This window comes from Paenibacillus sp. PastF-3, assembly GCF_029893135.1.
Lineage (GTDB): Bacteria > Bacillota > Bacilli > Paenibacillales > Paenibacillaceae > Paenibacillus_AQ > Paenibacillus_AQ nitricinens.
In genome coordinates this window covers 16,902-34,594 of sequence record NZ_JARXWM010000005.1, presented here as the reverse complement: position 1 = coordinate 34,594, position 17,693 = coordinate 16,902, and the positions used below count along the sequence as shown (strand labels likewise).

At 45.8% G+C, this 17,693-nt stretch carries 15 protein-coding genes; all 15 read right to left on the bottom strand.

Features of this window, described 5'->3' with window-relative positions:
• Positions 1–11 precede the first annotated feature (11 nt).
• The 15 genes from rapZ to hisA all read right to left on the bottom strand — a co-directional run bounded on the left by rapZ (position 12) and on the right by hisA (position 17,653).
• Positions 12–911, bottom strand: coding sequence for an RNase adapter RapZ (gene rapZ, locus M2444_RS11930; RefSeq protein ID WP_042123306.1), 900 nt, complete (start codon positions 909–911; stop codon positions 12–14).
• Between the two features lie 45 nt (positions 912–956).
• Positions 957–1,907, bottom strand: a complete 951-nt coding sequence (locus tag M2444_RS11925; RefSeq protein ID WP_042184026.1) for an ROK family glucokinase — start codon at positions 1,905–1,907, stop codon at positions 957–959.
• Between the two features lie 208 nt (positions 1,908–2,115).
• Complete coding sequence (locus M2444_RS11920) at positions 2,116–3,378, bottom strand: DUF438 domain-containing protein (RefSeq protein ID WP_280787070.1); 1,263 nt, start codon at positions 3,376–3,378, stop codon at positions 2,116–2,118.
• 41 nt (positions 3,379–3,419) lie between these two features.
• On the bottom strand, positions 3,420–3,647 hold the full coding sequence (locus M2444_RS11915) for a DUF1858 domain-containing protein (protein ID WP_094877725.1): 228 nt from the start codon (positions 3,645–3,647) through the stop codon (positions 3,420–3,422).
• Between the two features lie 203 nt (positions 3,648–3,850).
• On the bottom strand, positions 3,851–5,341 hold the full coding sequence (locus M2444_RS11910) for a UxaA family hydrolase (RefSeq protein ID WP_280787199.1): 1,491 nt from the start codon (positions 5,339–5,341) through the stop codon (positions 3,851–3,853).
• 34 nt (positions 5,342–5,375) lie between these two features.
• Positions 5,376–6,845, bottom strand: a complete 1,470-nt coding sequence (locus tag M2444_RS11905; RefSeq protein WP_280787069.1) for a tagaturonate reductase — start codon at positions 6,843–6,845, stop codon at positions 5,376–5,378.
• A 163-nt stretch (positions 6,846–7,008) separates the two neighbouring features.
• On the bottom strand, positions 7,009–8,013 hold the full coding sequence (locus tag M2444_RS11900) for a LacI family DNA-binding transcriptional regulator (protein ID WP_094873178.1): 1,005 nt from the start codon (positions 8,011–8,013) through the stop codon (positions 7,009–7,011).
• 57 nt (positions 8,014–8,070) lie between these two features.
• Complete coding sequence (gene uxaC, locus M2444_RS11895; protein ID WP_280787068.1) at positions 8,071–9,498, bottom strand: glucuronate isomerase; 1,428 nt, start codon at positions 9,496–9,498, stop codon at positions 8,071–8,073.
• A gap of 309 nt (positions 9,499–9,807) precedes the next feature.
• Entirely contained in the window at positions 9,808–10,761 is a 954-nt protein-coding gene (gene trxB / locus M2444_RS11890) for a thioredoxin-disulfide reductase (RefSeq protein WP_094873176.1), read from the bottom strand.
• Positions 10,762–10,801: 40 nt separating this feature from the next.
• Positions 10,802–12,538 carry a tetratricopeptide repeat protein gene (locus M2444_RS11885; RefSeq protein ID WP_280787067.1) on the bottom strand — a complete coding sequence of 579 codons (1,737 nt, stop codon included), beginning with the start codon at positions 12,536–12,538 and terminating at the stop codon, positions 10,802–10,804.
• A 234-nt stretch (positions 12,539–12,772) separates the two neighbouring features.
• Entirely contained in the window at positions 12,773–13,723 is a 951-nt protein-coding gene (locus M2444_RS11880; RefSeq protein WP_094873173.1) for a ribose-phosphate diphosphokinase, read from the bottom strand.
• 23 nt (positions 13,724–13,746) lie between these two features.
• Complete coding sequence (gene hisJ, locus M2444_RS11875; protein WP_094877720.1) at positions 13,747–14,574, bottom strand: histidinol-phosphatase HisJ; 828 nt, start codon at positions 14,572–14,574, stop codon at positions 13,747–13,749.
• Positions 14,575–14,587: 13 nt separating this feature from the next.
• Positions 14,588–15,301: a bifunctional phosphoribosyl-AMP cyclohydrolase/phosphoribosyl-ATP diphosphatase HisIE gene (gene hisIE / locus M2444_RS11870; protein ID WP_280787066.1), complete on the bottom strand. Its 714-nt coding sequence runs from the start codon at positions 15,299–15,301 to the stop codon at positions 14,588–14,590.
• Positions 15,298–16,056, bottom strand: a complete 759-nt coding sequence (gene hisF / locus M2444_RS11865; RefSeq protein ID WP_280787065.1) for an imidazole glycerol phosphate synthase subunit HisF — start codon at positions 16,054–16,056, stop codon at positions 15,298–15,300. Before hisF ends, hisIE begins: the two co-directional genes overlap by 4 nt.
• A gap of 859 nt (positions 16,057–16,915) precedes the next feature.
• On the bottom strand, positions 16,916–17,653 hold the full coding sequence (hisA, locus tag M2444_RS11860; RefSeq protein WP_094873169.1) for a 1-(5-phosphoribosyl)-5-[(5-phosphoribosylamino)methylideneamino]imidazole-4-carboxamide isomerase: 738 nt from the start codon (positions 17,651–17,653) through the stop codon (positions 16,916–16,918).
• Positions 17,654–17,693 lie beyond the last annotated feature (40 nt).

Below are 17,693 nucleotides of genomic sequence, written 5' to 3'. Positions count from 1 at the left end.
CCCTTCTCTCATTAGTGCCGATCACGCTCGGAATCCCGATGACTAACAGCTACGGATTCCGTTTCGCTGACGCCCAGCATTTTGCCCAAATATTCAGAAATGGCTACTGAACGGTGTTTCCCGCCGGTACAGCCAATGCCGATAATAATCTGGGATTTACCTTCCCTACGATATTGCGGAATTAAGAAATGAAGCATATCGAGCAGTTTGGTCAGGAACACCTGTGTTTCAGGCCACTTCATTACATAGTCATAGACATCGCTGTCCTGACCTGTTTTGGGCCGCAGGTGATCCACATAATGTGGGTTAGGCAAAAAGCGAACATCGAATACGAGGTCTGCATCAATAGGAATACCATACTTAAATCCGAACGATGTAATGTTGACGGAGAGTGTACTTTTTCCTAAATGCGAGAACCGAGAAACGATCTTCTCCTTGAGCTGCACTGGTTTCATACTGCTAGTATCCAGACATAATGTGGCTGAATTCTTTAATTCCTCAAGCATCTTACGTTCCAGCTTGATACCATCAAGCGGAAGTCCCTTAGGCGCTAGCGGATGATGACGCCGGCTTTCCTTGTAACGCTGCACAAGCACCGAATCCGTAGCATCCAAGAACAAGATTTCACAGCCAATGGTTGACTCATCTTTGATATAGGCTAGAGACTCGGACAAAGCAGTGAAGAATTCCCTACCGCGCAGGTCAATCACAAGCGCTACCTTGGCGATCTTACCCTTCGACTGCTCAATCAGTTCTGCAAACTTAGGGATCAGCACCGGCGGCAAATTATCGACACAGAAGAACCCTAGGTCTTCCAGACTCTGAACAGCAATTGTCTTACCCGCACCTGACATTCCGGTAATAATGATCAGGGTGGCTCCAGCCGTTGGAGTATTGTCCAATTCGGTCATTAAAGCGTCCCCTCCCTAAATTAGTATATGAATACTCCCTATCTTTTAAGAACGAAGCAGAAGACCTGCCGCACCCACAATACCTGCATCATTACCAAGCTCCGCAGGGATAATCGAAACACCAGTCTGAAGCGGAGCCGGTGCGAGCTTAGCAAACACACGACGAACTTCATCAAATAGAATATCTCCAGCCTTGGACACACCACCGCCAATGATGAAGACCTCAGGGTTAAGCACGGCTGCAACAGAAGCCATAGATTTACCCAGGTAGTATGCTGCACGGTTTACTATGCGAATCGCTACTTCATCGCCAGCCTTAGCCGCATCAAAGACTTCCTTCGCAGCAATCTTCTCTACCATTGAGAGCGAAGTACGATCACCACGAGCTACTGCATCGTTAGCCATACGAATAATTCCTGTAGCGGAGGAAACGGTTTCCAGACATCCCATATTACCGCAACCACATTGAATGGCTTCCAAATCCGGCACTACAGTGATATGGCCAAGCTCACCTGCTAGACCTGCAAAACCTTGATAAATCTTTCCGTTAATAATAATTCCGCCACCAACACCTGTTCCTAGCGTATAGCAAACACAATTTTCAATCCCGCGTCCTGCACCACTCCAGGCTTCACCCAGTGCAGCCACGTTCGCATCATTGTCTATTTTGACAGGCTTGTTCCAGCGATCTTCCAAAATGGAGCGAATCGGCACATCTTTAAATCCTATGTTAGGCGCAAGTATAATGATTCCTTCACGAATATTTGTGAACCCTGCTACGCCCGCTCCTACACCTGCAAGCTGATCCCAAGAGTACGGGGAATCCTCCACAATTTGGCGAACATACTTCTCGATATTATCGATAACAGTATCGACACCTTCTGCAGTTCCTGTAGGTCCCTCATAAGTATGCAATAGAGTTCCCTCAGCATTGCAGATTCCAACCTTAATTGCAGTTCCACCCAAATCCACGCCAACGTAGATATTCTCAGACATGTAACAAGCCACCTTTTTTTATACTAAAATAGTTAATCCTAAGTACCAACTATAATAGAAGCCCCCTCTGTGGTCAAGGAAAGACAACACACCCGGGAATTCCTTATTTTAATACTATACTCTATTATATTCTAAAAAGACCCCCTTACGCCTAAGTAAGAGAGTCTTCTACCTATATTATTACTGGAAAATCACCCAAAGCACCCAGCTATTCTGATAAAATGCGTTTTTGTCCCTCTAGTGAACGAATTGGGGCAATATTCTGTGTGAACTCCAGCGTGCCCATATACCGACCTGTATCGTCGCGGACAGCAAAATAACGGATATAGATGAATTTATCCTTGATGTTAATCCAGAAGTCTTCAGCGTCCTTAATGCCTGCCTTAAAGTCCTCCAGAAGCTTCTCTACCACATGCACACTTTGGGGAGGATGGCAGTTCTGTACCGTGCGGCCGATAACTGCCTTAGTTCGGGCAAAGATACGTTCCTTCCCGTGTGAAAAATATCGAACGACATCATTCTCATCAATGAATGTCAGATCTACTGGCAGATGATTGAGTACTGTTTCGAGCTGATGCAGTGATAACAGCCCTGTCTCAAAACGAATGAACCCTTCCTGGGGAGCCGCACCCACTGCTTCACCCTGCAATGCTGCACCTTCCGGCTCTGCGGCACGTTCGGGTATCCACTCCTGTTCAGGCGCCGTTAGACAGAATCCGATCTCATCGCTCTCCCGAGCGATTTTGACCCATTCGTCTTCCGTCAATTTATCCAGCGACATAGGCAATAAAATATTTTCTTCCTTAAAAATCATTTCATTAACTTCCATGATGATCTCCGTAAGTTGAGCACCAATATCTGTTGCATTTCCGCTGTAGCTGCTGAGCGCTGCTTTTGCTTCTTTAATCATACGGAGGATATGATCATCCACTCCCCACATGACCTTGGTTGGTCCATAAATGCCGTATTTTTCGAGGTATGGGAACAACAGATTTTCTTTTCGACTGTAGTGCTTATCTAGATCCAGCAGCAAGCTAAGATCCTCCAGCAGCTTGAAGATCAGTTCCTCACTATCGTTCTTCTGAAACTTTGTTGCGTGCAGATCCATGCGGAAGTTCACAAGTCTTTCAATCTCACGGTTTTCTAGCTTGAAGGTGTGGACTGGGTGGCCGGGTTGTTCTTCAGGCTTCGAGGAGCGGTGGATTTCCTCAATAGAACCTTTGAAAATGGCTGTATGCACCGAACAAAGCCGCTGTACCTCGGATACCGGAATCCCTTCTTCGGTCATTAACGAATGCTCCATAGCAGAGATTTCTGCAACAGTAACATCGCCTACAGCTTCCTCGAAGCGTGCCTTAACCTCTTCAACGCTTTTGCCTGCATGCAGTTCTTTAATAATCTCCTTGAGCATGGCTTGGCGACGAGTTTGCTCCGGTACATCAACCTCGCGGTTATTTATCAATTCACTCATTATTGATCTCTCCTTAATGAAGTTTGGTTATCATTTGCTCTTTATTTCACAATCTCGAAGCCATGACGTTCAAAGGCTAACTTCACAGTGTCGAGATCTATTTTCTTCAACTTGATTCCTTTGGATAAGGTCATGAAACGTCCAGCGGTCTGCAGCATGCCCGGCTTGGCGATATCCTTAAAGCCCAGATCCACCATAATCTCGATGACCTCTGGATGCCGGGATACAATGTCGAAGATAGACTCATCCATACGCAGGACTTTTTCCATGCAACTCTTCTCCTTTTTGTGAGAACTATTCTCAACAACAGATTAGCACAGGCTGTATGGAGCGATTGTGATTGCAATCACTAATTAAGAAGAAAGCGATGGTCGTTCTTTTAACAGAGGATTATGTATTCGTATGAAAATAAAAAAACTGCCCCCTACCTTAAAAAGCATAAGGGACAGCCTGATCTGTTATAAATCATTCATTATAGCGTAACGCCTGTTTTGAAAATGGAAATCTCGCGGAAATTGTTCTTCTCGTTATTCACCCATTCTCCACTAGCTACATTGACAATGTAGTTAATGAAGTCGCGCAGGACCTCATCTGGAGAACCGTCTTCAACCAACACCCCTGCATTAAAATCGATCCAGTGACGTTTCCCTTCATACAATGGGGTATTGGTAGATACCTTCATCGTAGGCACGAATGTTCCAAAAGGCGTTCCCCGCCCGGTCGTAAAGATCACCAATTGGCAGCCAGCAGCAGCCAGAGCCGACGAAGCCACTAGGTCATTGCCCGGCGCGTTAAGAAGATTTAAGCCTTTGTTAGTGATAAGCTCTCCGTACTTGAGTACATCCATTACCGTAGAATTACCGGATTTTTGAGTGCAGCCCAGAGATTTATCCTCAAGCGTAGTAATTCCTCCGGCTTTATTTCCTGGTGAAGGATTTTCATATACCGGCTGTTTATAGTCCATGAAATACTGCTTAAAGTCATTGATGAGATCAACAATTTTGTGGAAAATAGCTTCGTCTGCCGCACGTTCCATCAGAATTTTTTCGGCGCCAAACATTTCTGGTACTTCAGTGAGTACAGTTGTGCCGCCTTGGGCAGCCATATAGTCAGACAGACGTCCAAGAAGCGGATTCGCAGTAATCCCGGACAGGCCATCCGAGCCTCCACACTTCAGACCAATCTTCAGCTCAGAGAGTGAGACTTCTTCCCGATGATCACCCTGTACATTATTGTAGAGTTCCTTCAGCAGCTTTACGCCTTCTTCAATCTCGTTTCCAACCTCTTGGGAGACAAGAAAACGCACTCGATCCTCATCGTAACTACCCAGCATGTCTTTAAAAATATGCAAATTGTTATTCTCACAACCTAGTCCGAGAACAAGTACGGCGCCCGCATTTGGATGCTTAACCGCGTTAGCAAGTATTGTACGAGTATTGTCATGGTCATCGCCTAGCTGAGAACAACCATAGTTATGTTTAAGCACGAGTACATTATCAAATGGAGCGATATCCCCAACCTCTGCCTTGAAAATATTAATGATCTGCTCCGCCACTCCATTTACACAACCAACCGTAGGGACGATCCATAGCTCATTACGAATACCTACTGATCCGTCAAAACGACGATACCCCTTAAAGGTCAAATTTTCTGTTTTAAAAGGATTGGGTGTCAGCTTCTGCTCAAAAGTATATTCCTCAACCCCTGTTAGGTTTGTCTTCGTATTATGGGTATGCACCCACTGGCCCGGCTCGATAGGCGCTTTAGCATGACCGATGGGATAGCCATACTTCAATACATTCTCACCTTCGCTAATGCTGGTTAGTGCAATTTTATGACCTCTAGCAATATCTTCCGTAATTTTAATCTCTTTTGAACCTATCACAATGGTGTCGCCTGCTTGATAGTCTTTAAGTGCAACTGCCACGTTATCAGCCTCGTTAATCTGCAGTACCTCTTTCATAGTCTTAATCATGTCGTCATCCACCTCCTGTGTATTAGTTGTGCGCAGGTCTCTTCACGTACGCTTGCAGCGCTTGCTTCATACCTGTTCTCTCAATCGCAATGAGCCCTTCTGTCACCTTATCCGTAAGTCCGGCCACTTCGTTCAGGTCACAGCCCCAGCGATTTGTCGCCGCTAATACCTCGACAGCCAGTGCGCGTAACCCAGTATCTGTGCCATCCCATCCTCCCCATAAGGAAGCGAACCATTCCACAATATCTGCATCATCCGCCAACTGAATCTCTTCTTCCCCTCTGCGTCCTTTATAGAAGGCAATTAATGCACTTAATGAGAAGACAAGCTTCTCAGGCAATTGTCCTTTGGACTCTACATATTGCAGCAACGAAGGTAGATCTCTTGTCTTAAATTTCGAAATAGAATTCAGAGAGATGCTCATCAAGTAATGCTGCACATACGGGTTCAGGAACCTTTCTAATACCGCGTCTGCAAAAGAATTCAATTCTTCTACCGGCAGATCCAGCGTCGGGATGATCTCATCATAGATCAAGGACTTCACGTACGCCCCAACCTCTTCGTGCTCAATCGCCTCGGCCACCGTATCAATTCCGTACAAATACGCTACGGGTGTCATCGCGGTATGCGCTCCGTTTAGAATTCTCACTTTACGAGTCCGGTAAGGGGTCACATCATCTACCACGAGCACATTAAGACCTGCTAGTTCAGCCGGGAACTCCTCTTTCATCCACTGCGGCCCTTCAATTACCCAAAGATGGAACTGCTCGCCGACAACAACCATCTTATCCTCATACCCCAGTTCTTCAGTAATCTCAGCGATGCTGTCTCTTGGATATCCGGGAACAATGCGGTCTACCAGACTGCAGCAGAAGGTATTGGCTTCATTCAGCCATTCAATAAAGCCGTCTCCAAGATTCCACAGTTCAGCATATTTCAAAATAACCTTCTTAAGCTCATCCCCATTTCGGTCAATCAGCTCACACGGAATGATAATAAAACCTTTGGAAGCATCCCCATTAAAAAATTCGAAACGTTTATACAATAAGGCCGTCAGTTTGCCTGGAAAACTGCTTTGCGGAGCATCCGTTAATTTGTCGTCCCCTTCAAAAGTAATTCCCGCCTCCGTGGTATTAGACACGATAAAGCGCAGCTCTGGATTCTCGGCAAGCTTCATATACTCCTCATGCTGGGCAAAAGGATTAAGCGTTCGCGTAATACAGTTGATAACCTCATGTTCTTTTACCGCTGCCCCATCTTTGAGCCCTTGGAGATAAAGCGTATACAACCCATCCTGAGCATTTAGCATTTCTGCAAGTCCGTTGCCCAGCGGTTGTACCACAACTACTCCGCCATTAAAATCCGTTTTTTGATTCATGGTATGAATCTGCCAATCTACAAAAGCGCGCATGAAATTCCCTTCACCAAATTGCAGAACCTTCTCGGGATATTGCTTATAAGCTTTCCAGCTATCACTATTTAATCTGTTCATACAAATGCCTCCTAATTTATAATGCACACGATAAACAAAGTTAAATTACCATATAAAACAATATTTATATTATGTTATGTTAAATAATATGCACACGTGAAAATTTTAATTGAAAACCCCTCACAAATTGTAAAGGATTACGTCGCTGGTATGTGCATCATTACTATCTTTGCAGGTTCTTAACCGATTCTCTCGCAATAAACTCCGTGTCGATCGAGATTAGCCCTTCATTCTCCAATGGCTCTTTGATTAAGCTTAGTAGCTTACGGGCACCTTGCTCGCTGATTTTCTCAATCGGACGCTTAACTGTGGTCAACGAAGGATTGGCAAAGAGCGAAAAGCCAATATCATCAAAACCAACAATAGAGACATCATTCGGCACCTGCAGCCCATGTTCAAACACAGATTTCATAGCTCCGATCGCCATATCGTCATTAGAGCAAAATACTGCCGTCGGCGCTTTTTCCAGATCCAGCAGCTGGCCCATCGCCTCATATCCACTTTGCAAATCATACTTACCACTGATCATGTAGTCATTACGCACAGGAATGTTATAATCTATCAATGCTTTTATAAAACCATCTCTGCGCTCCTGTGTGGATTTAAAGCCTTCGACGCCTTCAATAATCGCAATGTCTTGATGGCCGGATTCTATCAGGTATTTACCTGCATGATAAGCGCCTTCCCGGTCATTCGAGATGATGTTAATAATGGAGCGATCATCGATCTGTCGATTCAACACAACGATTGGAATGCCTTGCTGGATCACATGGTAAATAAATTTATTGTCTGCTTCACTTTGGCTCATTAGAATAATTCCGTCAAAACGTTTGTGATGAATGGAGGAGTACTCTGCATAATCGTCGATCCCACGTATGAACAAATTATATTCAACATCTATAACGCTGTTCACACCACGGATCGTGTCAGAGAAGAAACCGGATGTTGTGCCCTTGGCAATACTCGTGAAGAACAAGCCAATGGTATATGATCGCTGCATTACAAGGCTTTTAGCATTGTAATTGGGGACGTAACCCACTTGCGCGGCAATCTCAGCAATTTTTTTACGTGTGACCTCTTTAATGAGTGGACTGTTGTTAAGTGCTCTTGATACAGTTGTATGTGAAACATTCGCCAATTTGGCGATATCCTTGATTGTAGGTGCCATGGGTCAACCTTCCTTATCAAACGGGTTTGGCTCTTCCATGTAAGGATATCATAACGATTACCTTGTCACCAATGCCTGTTTCGAGAAATTGAAATATTGATCCGCATTATTGTAACAGATGTTCTCAATCATACCGCCCAGCAGTTCCATATCATCCGGGACTTCTCCAGCCTCTACCCAAGAACCTACAAGATCACATAGAATTCTTCTAAAGTACTCATGTCTGGTATACGATAAAAAGCTTCTGGAGTCTGTTAACATTCCGACAAATTGGCTGAGTACCCCTAGATTAGCGAGCGTCTTCATCTGTTCCAGCATGCCATCCTTATTGTCATTGAACCACCATGCCGTTCCGAATTGAATTTTCCCAGGTATACCTCCCCCTTGGAAGCAGCCCATTAAACCCGCAATGACATGATTATCATTCGGATTCAATGAATACAAAATCGTCTTAGGCAGTGCGTTCACACGATCCAGCGCATCAAGCAGTCCTGCCAGTGGTTTAGCAATCATGCCATCATTGATGGCATCATAGCCTGTATCCGGACCGAGACGCCCGAACATTACGCTGTTATTATTACGAAGCGCATGGATATGGAATTGCATCGCCCAATCCAGTTCGCTATATAATTTCCCGAGGAATATAAGTGTGAACCCTTTGTACTTTTTCTCTTCACTCTCGCTTACAGTGCCTTCACGAATTGCTTTGGCGAATATTTCTGTAGCTTCCTCCAAGGTAGCTGGCTCAAACATTACTGCATCCAAAGCATGATCGGATACACGGCCCGCTCTAGCATGGAAGTATCTCACCCTGCTCTCCAGCGCTTCAAGAAACTGTCCATAATGCTCAACCGCTATTCCCGAAACTTCACTAAGCTGATCCACCCAAGCCTTGAAGGTAGGACGGTTGATTTCGAGTGATTTATCTGGTCTGAATCCCGGAACTATGCTAGCTTCGAATCCACTTAGAGTACTGATTTTCTCGTGATATTCTAGATCATCTACAGGGTCATCGGTGGTGCATACAACGGTCACCTTCGATTTAATGATCAAGTCTCTTGCTCCAAAGCCCTCGCCTTGCAGTTGCTTGTTCACTTCGTCCCAAATCTTCGGAGCATTAACCTCATTTAGCAAATCATATACTCCAAAGAAACGCTGTAACTCCAGATGTGTCCAATGATAGAGCGGATTACCGATTATCCTTGGAACAGTTCTTGCCCAGGCCAGAAATTTATCGTAGTCACTACCATCACCGGTAATGTACTTCTCTTCTACACCATTTGCCCGCATCACTCTCCATTTGTAATGGTCACCATACAGCCAAGCCTCGGTAATATTGTTAAACGTCTTGTTCTCATAAATCTCTTTCGGACTGAGATGGCAGTGATAGTCGATAATCGGCATGTCTTTCGCATAGTTATGAAACAGCTGAATCGCGGTCTCACTGGACAATAAGAAGTTCTCATCCATAAATTTTCTGCTCATGAGGTTTGCTGCTCTCCTTTATAATCATAATGGGAGTTACAATCAGTTTAACGTAAACATTTTGATGTTTGAACTATTCATTGAATATTAATTAAATCTAAAATAAATGTTTTGCCTAGCGTTGTGTTGAAAATTGTTCACGTTAACATTTATCTACATTGTAAACTTATTTATAAAATGCGCAAGTCTTTTTCGAAGGACATTGTTACAGTTATTTTAATACCGCTATTTCCTATCATAAAAAAACAGGCAATCCTGTAAGATAAGGATCGCCTGCTAGAAGTCATTCCAATTTAAGTTAGCGGGAAATTAACTACCCAGATTTTCGCTCCAATCATGCACCATCGAACCCTCTAAGTATTTCTCAGCATCCATTGCTGCCATGCAGCCGGTGCCTGCTGCAGAAATCGCTTGACGGTAACGGGTATCCTGCACGTCACCACAAGCGAATACACCCGGAATGTTCGTTTCTGTCGTTCCAGGGGTGACCACAATGTAGCCATTGGTATCCGTAGTAATCTGGCCGCCTAAGAACCCGGTATTCGGCGTATGTCCGATCGCGACAAACACCCCATCCGCTTCGATGAGTTCTTCCTGCCCTGTCTCATTGTTGCGAACCGTCAGCCCTTTAACGCCAGACTCGCCGGTAGTTACTTCAAGCGGTGTACGGTTAAGTGCCCACGCAACCTTACTGTTATCGCGTGCGCGATCCTGCATGATCTTCGAAGCTCTGAGCTCATCACGACGATGAACCAGAGTTACGCTGGAAGCAAATCTTGTTAAGAAGCTGGCTTCCTCCATCGCGGAGTCTCCTCCACCGACCACGATAATCTTTTTGTTCCGGAAAAAGAAGCCGTCACAAGTAGCACAAGTGCTGACCCCACGGCCCACATTCTCCTGCTCCCCTGGTATTCCTAAATATCTGGCAGAAGCACCGGTAGAAATAATTACCGACTCTGCCTCTAATACACCCAAACCATCTACTGTCACTTTGAATGGACGCTGTGAAAAATCCACTGAATCCACCCAACCATTCTTAAATTCAGCACCAAAACGTTCAGCCTGCTTCCGCATGTTGTCCATTAAATCCGGACCGAGAATCCCTTCAGGAAAACCTGGAAAGTTCTCTACTTCCGTTGTCGTTGTCAGTTGTCCACCTGGCTGCAAGCCTTCAATTACAAGTGGGTTAAGGTTGGCACGTGCCAGATAAATAGCAGCAGTAAGCCCGGCCGGGCCTGTTCCGATTACAATCGTTTTGTACATAACAGTGGCCTCCTCACAATAGGGTTTAAGCGTCAAGAATTTAGATATTTTCAGTAAACGGGGGAAGACTGTCGCTCACACTTCCCTGAAAGCTACATTCATCATCGATACGCCGAGCATAACGACTGACCATCGACACAGAAACGTCGTAACGCAGAGCTACTTCACGATAGGTAACTGGAAGGTTATGCATTTTTGCGATCAGATATTCTAAGGCAGCACTCCAGCCCCCCGCGTGACGGATAAAAGGAACATCTGGATAGATGCTGCTCACGAATTGCTTCCAAAGTAATTCAGCGTCTTTTTTCTGAACGGCATCAAATCTCCGGTCCATCATACTTACCGTCTGGTCGATGACTTTTTGCCAATCATCTCTCCATTCTGGCAATCCCTTCAGACGTGCAGTAGAAGTTTCTTTGGCTTCCTGAAGCACATTTTCCTCCGGAACACTACCAATCAGTCGTTGCAGGCTGAGAAGCGCAGCTTCTTGCAGCTTTTCTTCCTGCAATGGCTGTTGCTTCAGAAGTCCTTGCAGAATCTCGGACATTTCTTCATCTTCGATCCAGCGCAGAGCTTCCGTCACCTGAAGCTTCGTATTGGCATCTCCGTAGCGAAGTGCCCAGAAGAAGGAGGACCGAAGCAGCGGATTGTTCCGCACCTCTTCGGCAAAGCTGCCTTTATTATCTTTCCACAGCTTCAGCTGCTCTTGAAATGGAAGCTGATAGTTGTAGCTGATTGGAGATAACGCTTTGCCTTCTCCCTGTGCTTGCTGCAGCTGGGCCAGAAAAAATCTCGGCACAGCCGATTCCGGATCCAGCTTAGTAGCTTTTTGCCAGCAGCGTTGAGCTTCTGTGTACAGTCCACTATTACTTGCTGCTGCCGCACAGTAATGATACAAGCTGGCGTCACCGCCGACTTCCTCATCCTTCAGCAGGCGACGAAAATGACCATAGGCGGTTCTATGCCGTCCAAGAATTCCCATCGTAGTGGCCATTTTGAACAAATGCTCCTGGTGAAAAGGAATAGTCGTCTCTAGCTGACGTAATAATCCTGCCAGTTGCCCGCGGTCACCTTCATACTGCAGAAAGATCGCCAAGTTACAAAGTGCGTGCAAATTGCCAGAGTCCTGTTCAAGCACCCGCATAATACATTCTTTGGCTTTGGTAAAACGACCCATATAGAAATACGCAAGGGCTAGGTTGTTATGCGCCGCCAAGAAGTCTGGCGTATTGCTTACAATCTCTTCAAGCAAAGTAACGGCTTGAGTAAACTTGCCTTCTTCCAACAGCGCCCGGGCCCGCTCATGCTCTATTACCCCTTCCCGGCTTCTAATCCGAATAAGCGGTGCAGGACGATCCAGTTCATATTGCAGAAGTTCCATCAACTCTTCCGATTCGGCCAGAAACTCACCGTTCACATCTTCTTCGAGATAAGTAACGAGTGAGCGTTCTGCCTCCTCATAGCTTTCCATATTGGCGAAGTTGTTAGCCATATAGAAATAACATTCCGTCATTCCAGGATCAATATTCTCCAGCACATGGGTCAAAATATCGTTTGACGCCTCATAATTACCCATTTCTGATAATACACCTGCTACGTTGCAATGATTTACCGGGTTCTCCGGTTCGTACTCTACAGCTTTGCGAAAATTCTTTAATGCCTTATCATATTGAAAGCGATCCAAGGACCGAACGGCTCTTTCAAAGAAAAAATTGGCATTCAGAGTGACGGGAATAACATTACCATTCTCCTCATACTCTGAAGTTCTCTCCATCATGGAAGCAAGGCACCCCCTTATAAGAAGCTTCCTTTTATACTAACGAAAAAATAGGAGGACGGCGCCCAATGGGGTATACCGGAGCTCCAAACTTAATCGCTATTCCGTTCCCTATATGGGTGCGGCTATCTTCACACAGTATACCACATGTGACCGTGAGATTCTCAAGTTGAGAAAGACTCTACCACTCCACATACAACAACTTTTTCAAATAAAAATAAAAAAGACGGGGAATTAAATTCCCGCGTCTCTGAAAAGCTTATCGATCGAACCGCCCTCAAGAATAATACGTGTAGCTTGAGCAAGCATCGGTGCAACCGATAAGACCTTAAACCGACTTGAATGATCATCTGGCAGCGCGATAGAGTCGGTAATGACCACTTCCTCAATTGAGGGATGGTCAAGCCGCTGCAGCGCAGGCCCTGAGAACAATCCATGCGTTGCACAGACGATACTGTCCTTCGCACCTCTCTCTTTCAGACCCTCTACCACATTCACAATGGTAGTCCCTGTATCAATCAGGTCCTCGATAATAATCGGTGTACGTCCCTCGACATCACCAATGACATGAGTGATTACAGATTCATTATGGGCTGGACGCTTCTTGATCATAATGGCAAAAGGTGAATCCAGCTTATTCGCCAGCTTCTCAGCCATAGAGGCACGTCCGGCATCTGGAGAGACAATGACCAAATCAGACATAGCCTTTGCCTTCAAATGGCTGCTGATCAAATCGAGAGCAGTCAGATGATCGACCGGAATGTTGAAAAATCCTTGAATTGCCGCTGCATGCAAATCGATAGTGATTACACGGGTTGCGCCGGCGGTCGTAAGTACATCAGCTACCATCTTAGCCGAAATCGGTTCACGAGGTGCAGACTTACGTTCCTGTCGAGCATATCCATAATACGGCACAATAATGTTAACTGTACGTGCCGATGCCCGTTTAGCAGCATCTATCATCACGAGCAGCTCCACGAACATCTCATTAATGGGATGGGATAGGGATTGCACCAAAAATACGTCGCAGTTCCGGATGCTCTCTTCGTAATGCACGTAAATCTCGCCGCTCATGAAACGGGTCAGCTTAATCTGCCCCAATTCAACACCAAGTCGCTCTGCAATATCTGCCGCCAGCTTTGGATTCGACGAACCGGAAAAAATACGTAATTGTTGATGATGCATAATACCCTCCTGCGGATTATAAATTATAGTTTGAACGGAACAGCGGTACGACGACGACCCTCAAATACAGCCAGTTCACGAAATCCTGTGTGCCAAAGCAGGCTACGAGCCTCTTGTAAGCCGTCACCAAGCTTAGCAGGGTCATGTGCATCCGAGCCGAGCGTAAGAGGTATACCGAGCTTAAAAGCCTCCTGTAGCAGATGTTCCGCTGGGAACATTTCAGCACACGGCTTGGAAAGTCCTGAAGCATTTAGCTCCATGGCGACTCCGCTATCTGCTATAACCTTTAAGGTTTCCAGTTCCAATGCTCTCACTTCTGCTTTACCTTCTGGTGTCTGTGGACCATAGCCGAACCGTTTAATAACATCCATATGTCCTATAATATCATATAATCCCGATAACGCCGACTTCTTTACAGCATCATAATAAAGACGATATACCTCTAGTTCATCCTTACCTTCCCAGCCATGAACCTGTCGATAATCCGTAATATCCCATTCCCCAAGAAAATGCACAGAGCCAATCAGATAATCCCATGGGTAAGGAGATAAAATCTCACGAATTTGATCTTCGTAGCCTTCAATATAATCCGCTTCCAGCCCCACCCGCAGATCTATGGCTCCACGATAACGTTCCTTCAGACTCAGACATTCCTCTACATAACGAGGCAGTTCAGCCATTGGCATCGCCATCTCAGGGTAATAGCTAGCAGGATCGACATGAATGAGCGGCAAGTGGTCCGATAACCCTAGTTGCTCAAGTCCAAGCGCAATCCCGCGCTGCACATACTCCTCAAGCTTGCCCACGGCATGACCGCAGCGCTCATGATGCGTGTGGTAATCGATATGCATCCTTCAGTCCCCCCTAGTACTGATCCCGGCGTGGGCGCTCGTGGCGGGTACTGAGCTCTTCCATGATCTCATCCAGCGGAAGCTTACGCTCCTGTAGCAGAACTAGTAAGTGGTAGATCAGATCACTAACCTCAAGACGCAGCTCGGCATTATCTTTATTTTTAGCGGCAATAATCGTTTCAGAGGCTTCTTCGCCTACCTTCTTAAGGATCTTATCGACCCCTTTATCGAACAAATAAGTGGTATATGCGCCTTCCGGGCGTTCTACTTCCCGCTCAGCAATCACGCGCTCTAGCTCGCCAAGAACGGTAAACCGCTCGCCATCCGTAAGACTAGCAGCCGATTTTTGCGCTTCCTTGGTTTGGTTATCCAAAGGGATTTCACGGAAAAAGCACGAAGTAGCTCCAGTATGGCAAGCTGGTCCTTCAGGAACAACCTTCACGAGCAATGTATCACTATCGCAATCATAGGCTATGGAGGTAATCGCTTGTGTGTTGCCGGAGGTTCCACCTTTGTGCCAAAGCTCGCTGCGTGAGCGGCTCCAGAACCAGGTCTGACCACTTTCCAGCGAAAGCTGCAACGATTCCGAATTCATATAAGCAACCATCAAAACTTCGAGTGTGTTGGCATCCTGTACAACCGTAGGCACCAACCCCGCTTCATTCCAGCGAATGCCGGCCAGCGCTTCTTGTTGGCTAATGGATGTATTCTTTTCTGTTTGACTCATCGGATCTCTACCCCTTTTTGCTTCAAATCAGCCTTTAAGTCGTTAATGGCAATCTCTTTATAATGAAAAATGGTCGCCGCCAGTCCAGCATCGGCTTTCCCTTCCGTAAATACATCGTAAAAATGCTCCTTCTTCCCAGCACCGCCAGAAGCAATCACAGGAATACTAAGTAAGTCGCTTACTGCTGAGGTCAGCTTCAGGTCGAAGCCATCTTTCGTGCCATCTGCATCCATACTTGTGAGTAAAATCTCACCTGCTCCGAGCTTTTCGGCTTCCTTGACCCAGGTCAGAGCACGGATGCCAGTGGGCTTGCGACCACCATGTGTATACACTTCCCATTCACCAAATGCCTCGTTAAATTTAGCATCTATGGCTACCACAATACATTGAGAGCCAAAACGGCGTGCACCTTCCAGAATTAACTGTGGATTTGTGATAGCAGCCGTATTAATGCCAATTTTGTCTGCACCTGCACGAAGAATCCGCTTCATATCATCAGGTGTAGAGATCCCGCCGCCCACTGTAAAAGGAATGGCGATTTCACCTGCGGTCTGCCGCACAACCTCAATCATGGTCGCTCGGCCTTCTACGGAAGCTGATATATCGAGAAACACAAGCTCATCTGCACCCTCACGGTCATACAGCGCCGCGAGCTCAACCGGATCTCCGGCATCACGCAGATTCACAAAGTTAACGCCTTTGACTACCCGTCCGTCCTTAACGTCAAGACAGGGGATGATTCGTTTTGCTAACATAATAAATCCCTCCTTTATTGCAAAGGTTTTTCGGTCCCCCTAAACACAAACTTAAGCCCATAACACCTTCGCGTTGACGTTCTTGCCTCTGTGAGTAGGCGGGCTTACACAGCCTGCAAGCCCAAGCTAGACATACACTCATAATCCCTGTGTCTCCACGATTCATGCTCCTGGCAGGACGACGGACTCGCGACACCCGCAAGACCAAATTCATTAGGCCACCTGTGGGCTCGCGCTCATGAAATAATCGGCTCATTTAGTTGCATCATGTACAGTTATTTCACCGTCCATCCAGCAAACCATGCGTTTAACTGCATTTCGTACAATTAAATCTGGAAATGAGCTTAGAAATAAGATCAACTCTCATTTATAGCTGCACGAAATACAATTAAATTAGCAAACATGCTCTTAATTGGAACAATAGTTGTATGAAGTACTCTTATATCATCCAGCTAAGGCGTAATGCCCATCCCGCCGCCTAATTAGCTTATTACAACAGATTCCACATCAGACTTTAGCTGAAACCACCTTATTCGCTCAATAGCTTAGGGTTTATCAACCTAGTTCGACGTTCTATTGCACTCTGTACAATAGAGTAAACCTCAAACAATCAAATTGTGCCGTCTATTGTATTTCGTGCATTAGATTTCCCAGAAATCCACGAAAACGAAGGTTTATCACTATTTCAACTGTATAAAGTGCAATCAAATAAACATTCAAGCCCTTTATGCAGGGTTCTATTGCACAAAATACAACCAAACCCTCTAATAAGATTTTTAGCACAGTAAGAACGAATTAATTAGTCAGTTATTAGTCATTATTTGTCAGGTTCGTCAACTAACGCAGCTCATACTCAACACTACTTCTGTGCGAGTGCCTGCAAAGCTTTGGAGAGATCAATATTGCCCGTATACAACGCCTTGCCAACAATAGCTCCGCCCACACCGCTGCCGTTATGCATGCTCAGACGTAACAGATCATCAAGACTGGTGACTCCGCCGGAGGCGATCACCGTTTTACCACTGACCTTCGCCATGGACACAATGCCCTCCACGTTCGGCCCCTGCATCATTCCGTCGCGAGAGATATCGGTGTAAATGAACGTCTCTGCTCCTTTTGCAGCCAATTCCTTAGCCAGATCCTCAGCACGTACCTCAGAGGTATTCAACCAGCCATGTGTGGCAACATAACCGTTGCGTGCATCAATGCCGATAGCTACTTTATCACCGTATTTAGCCAATACCGCTTCGGTAAAAACATGATCATTAATCGCAGCAGTGCCGATAATAACGCGGCTAACACCAAGTCCGAGCAATTTTTCCACGTCCGCAAGAGTACGAAGGCCACCGCCCACCTGAACAGGCACGTTAGCATTAGCAGCAATAGCGCCGATCATCGCATCATTCACAGGATGACCTGCTTTTGCCCCGTCTAAATCCACCAAATGAATGAATTTTCCGCCTTGCTCTTCCCAAGATTTGGCCACCTTCAGTGGACTATCATTGTATATCGTTTCCTGACTGTAATCCCCTTGTTGCAGCCTGACACATTTTCCATCCCGGATATCAATCGCCGGATATACAATAAAAGAAGACATTTGGCGCTCCCCACTTTCGTTACATTATATTTATAGCGCG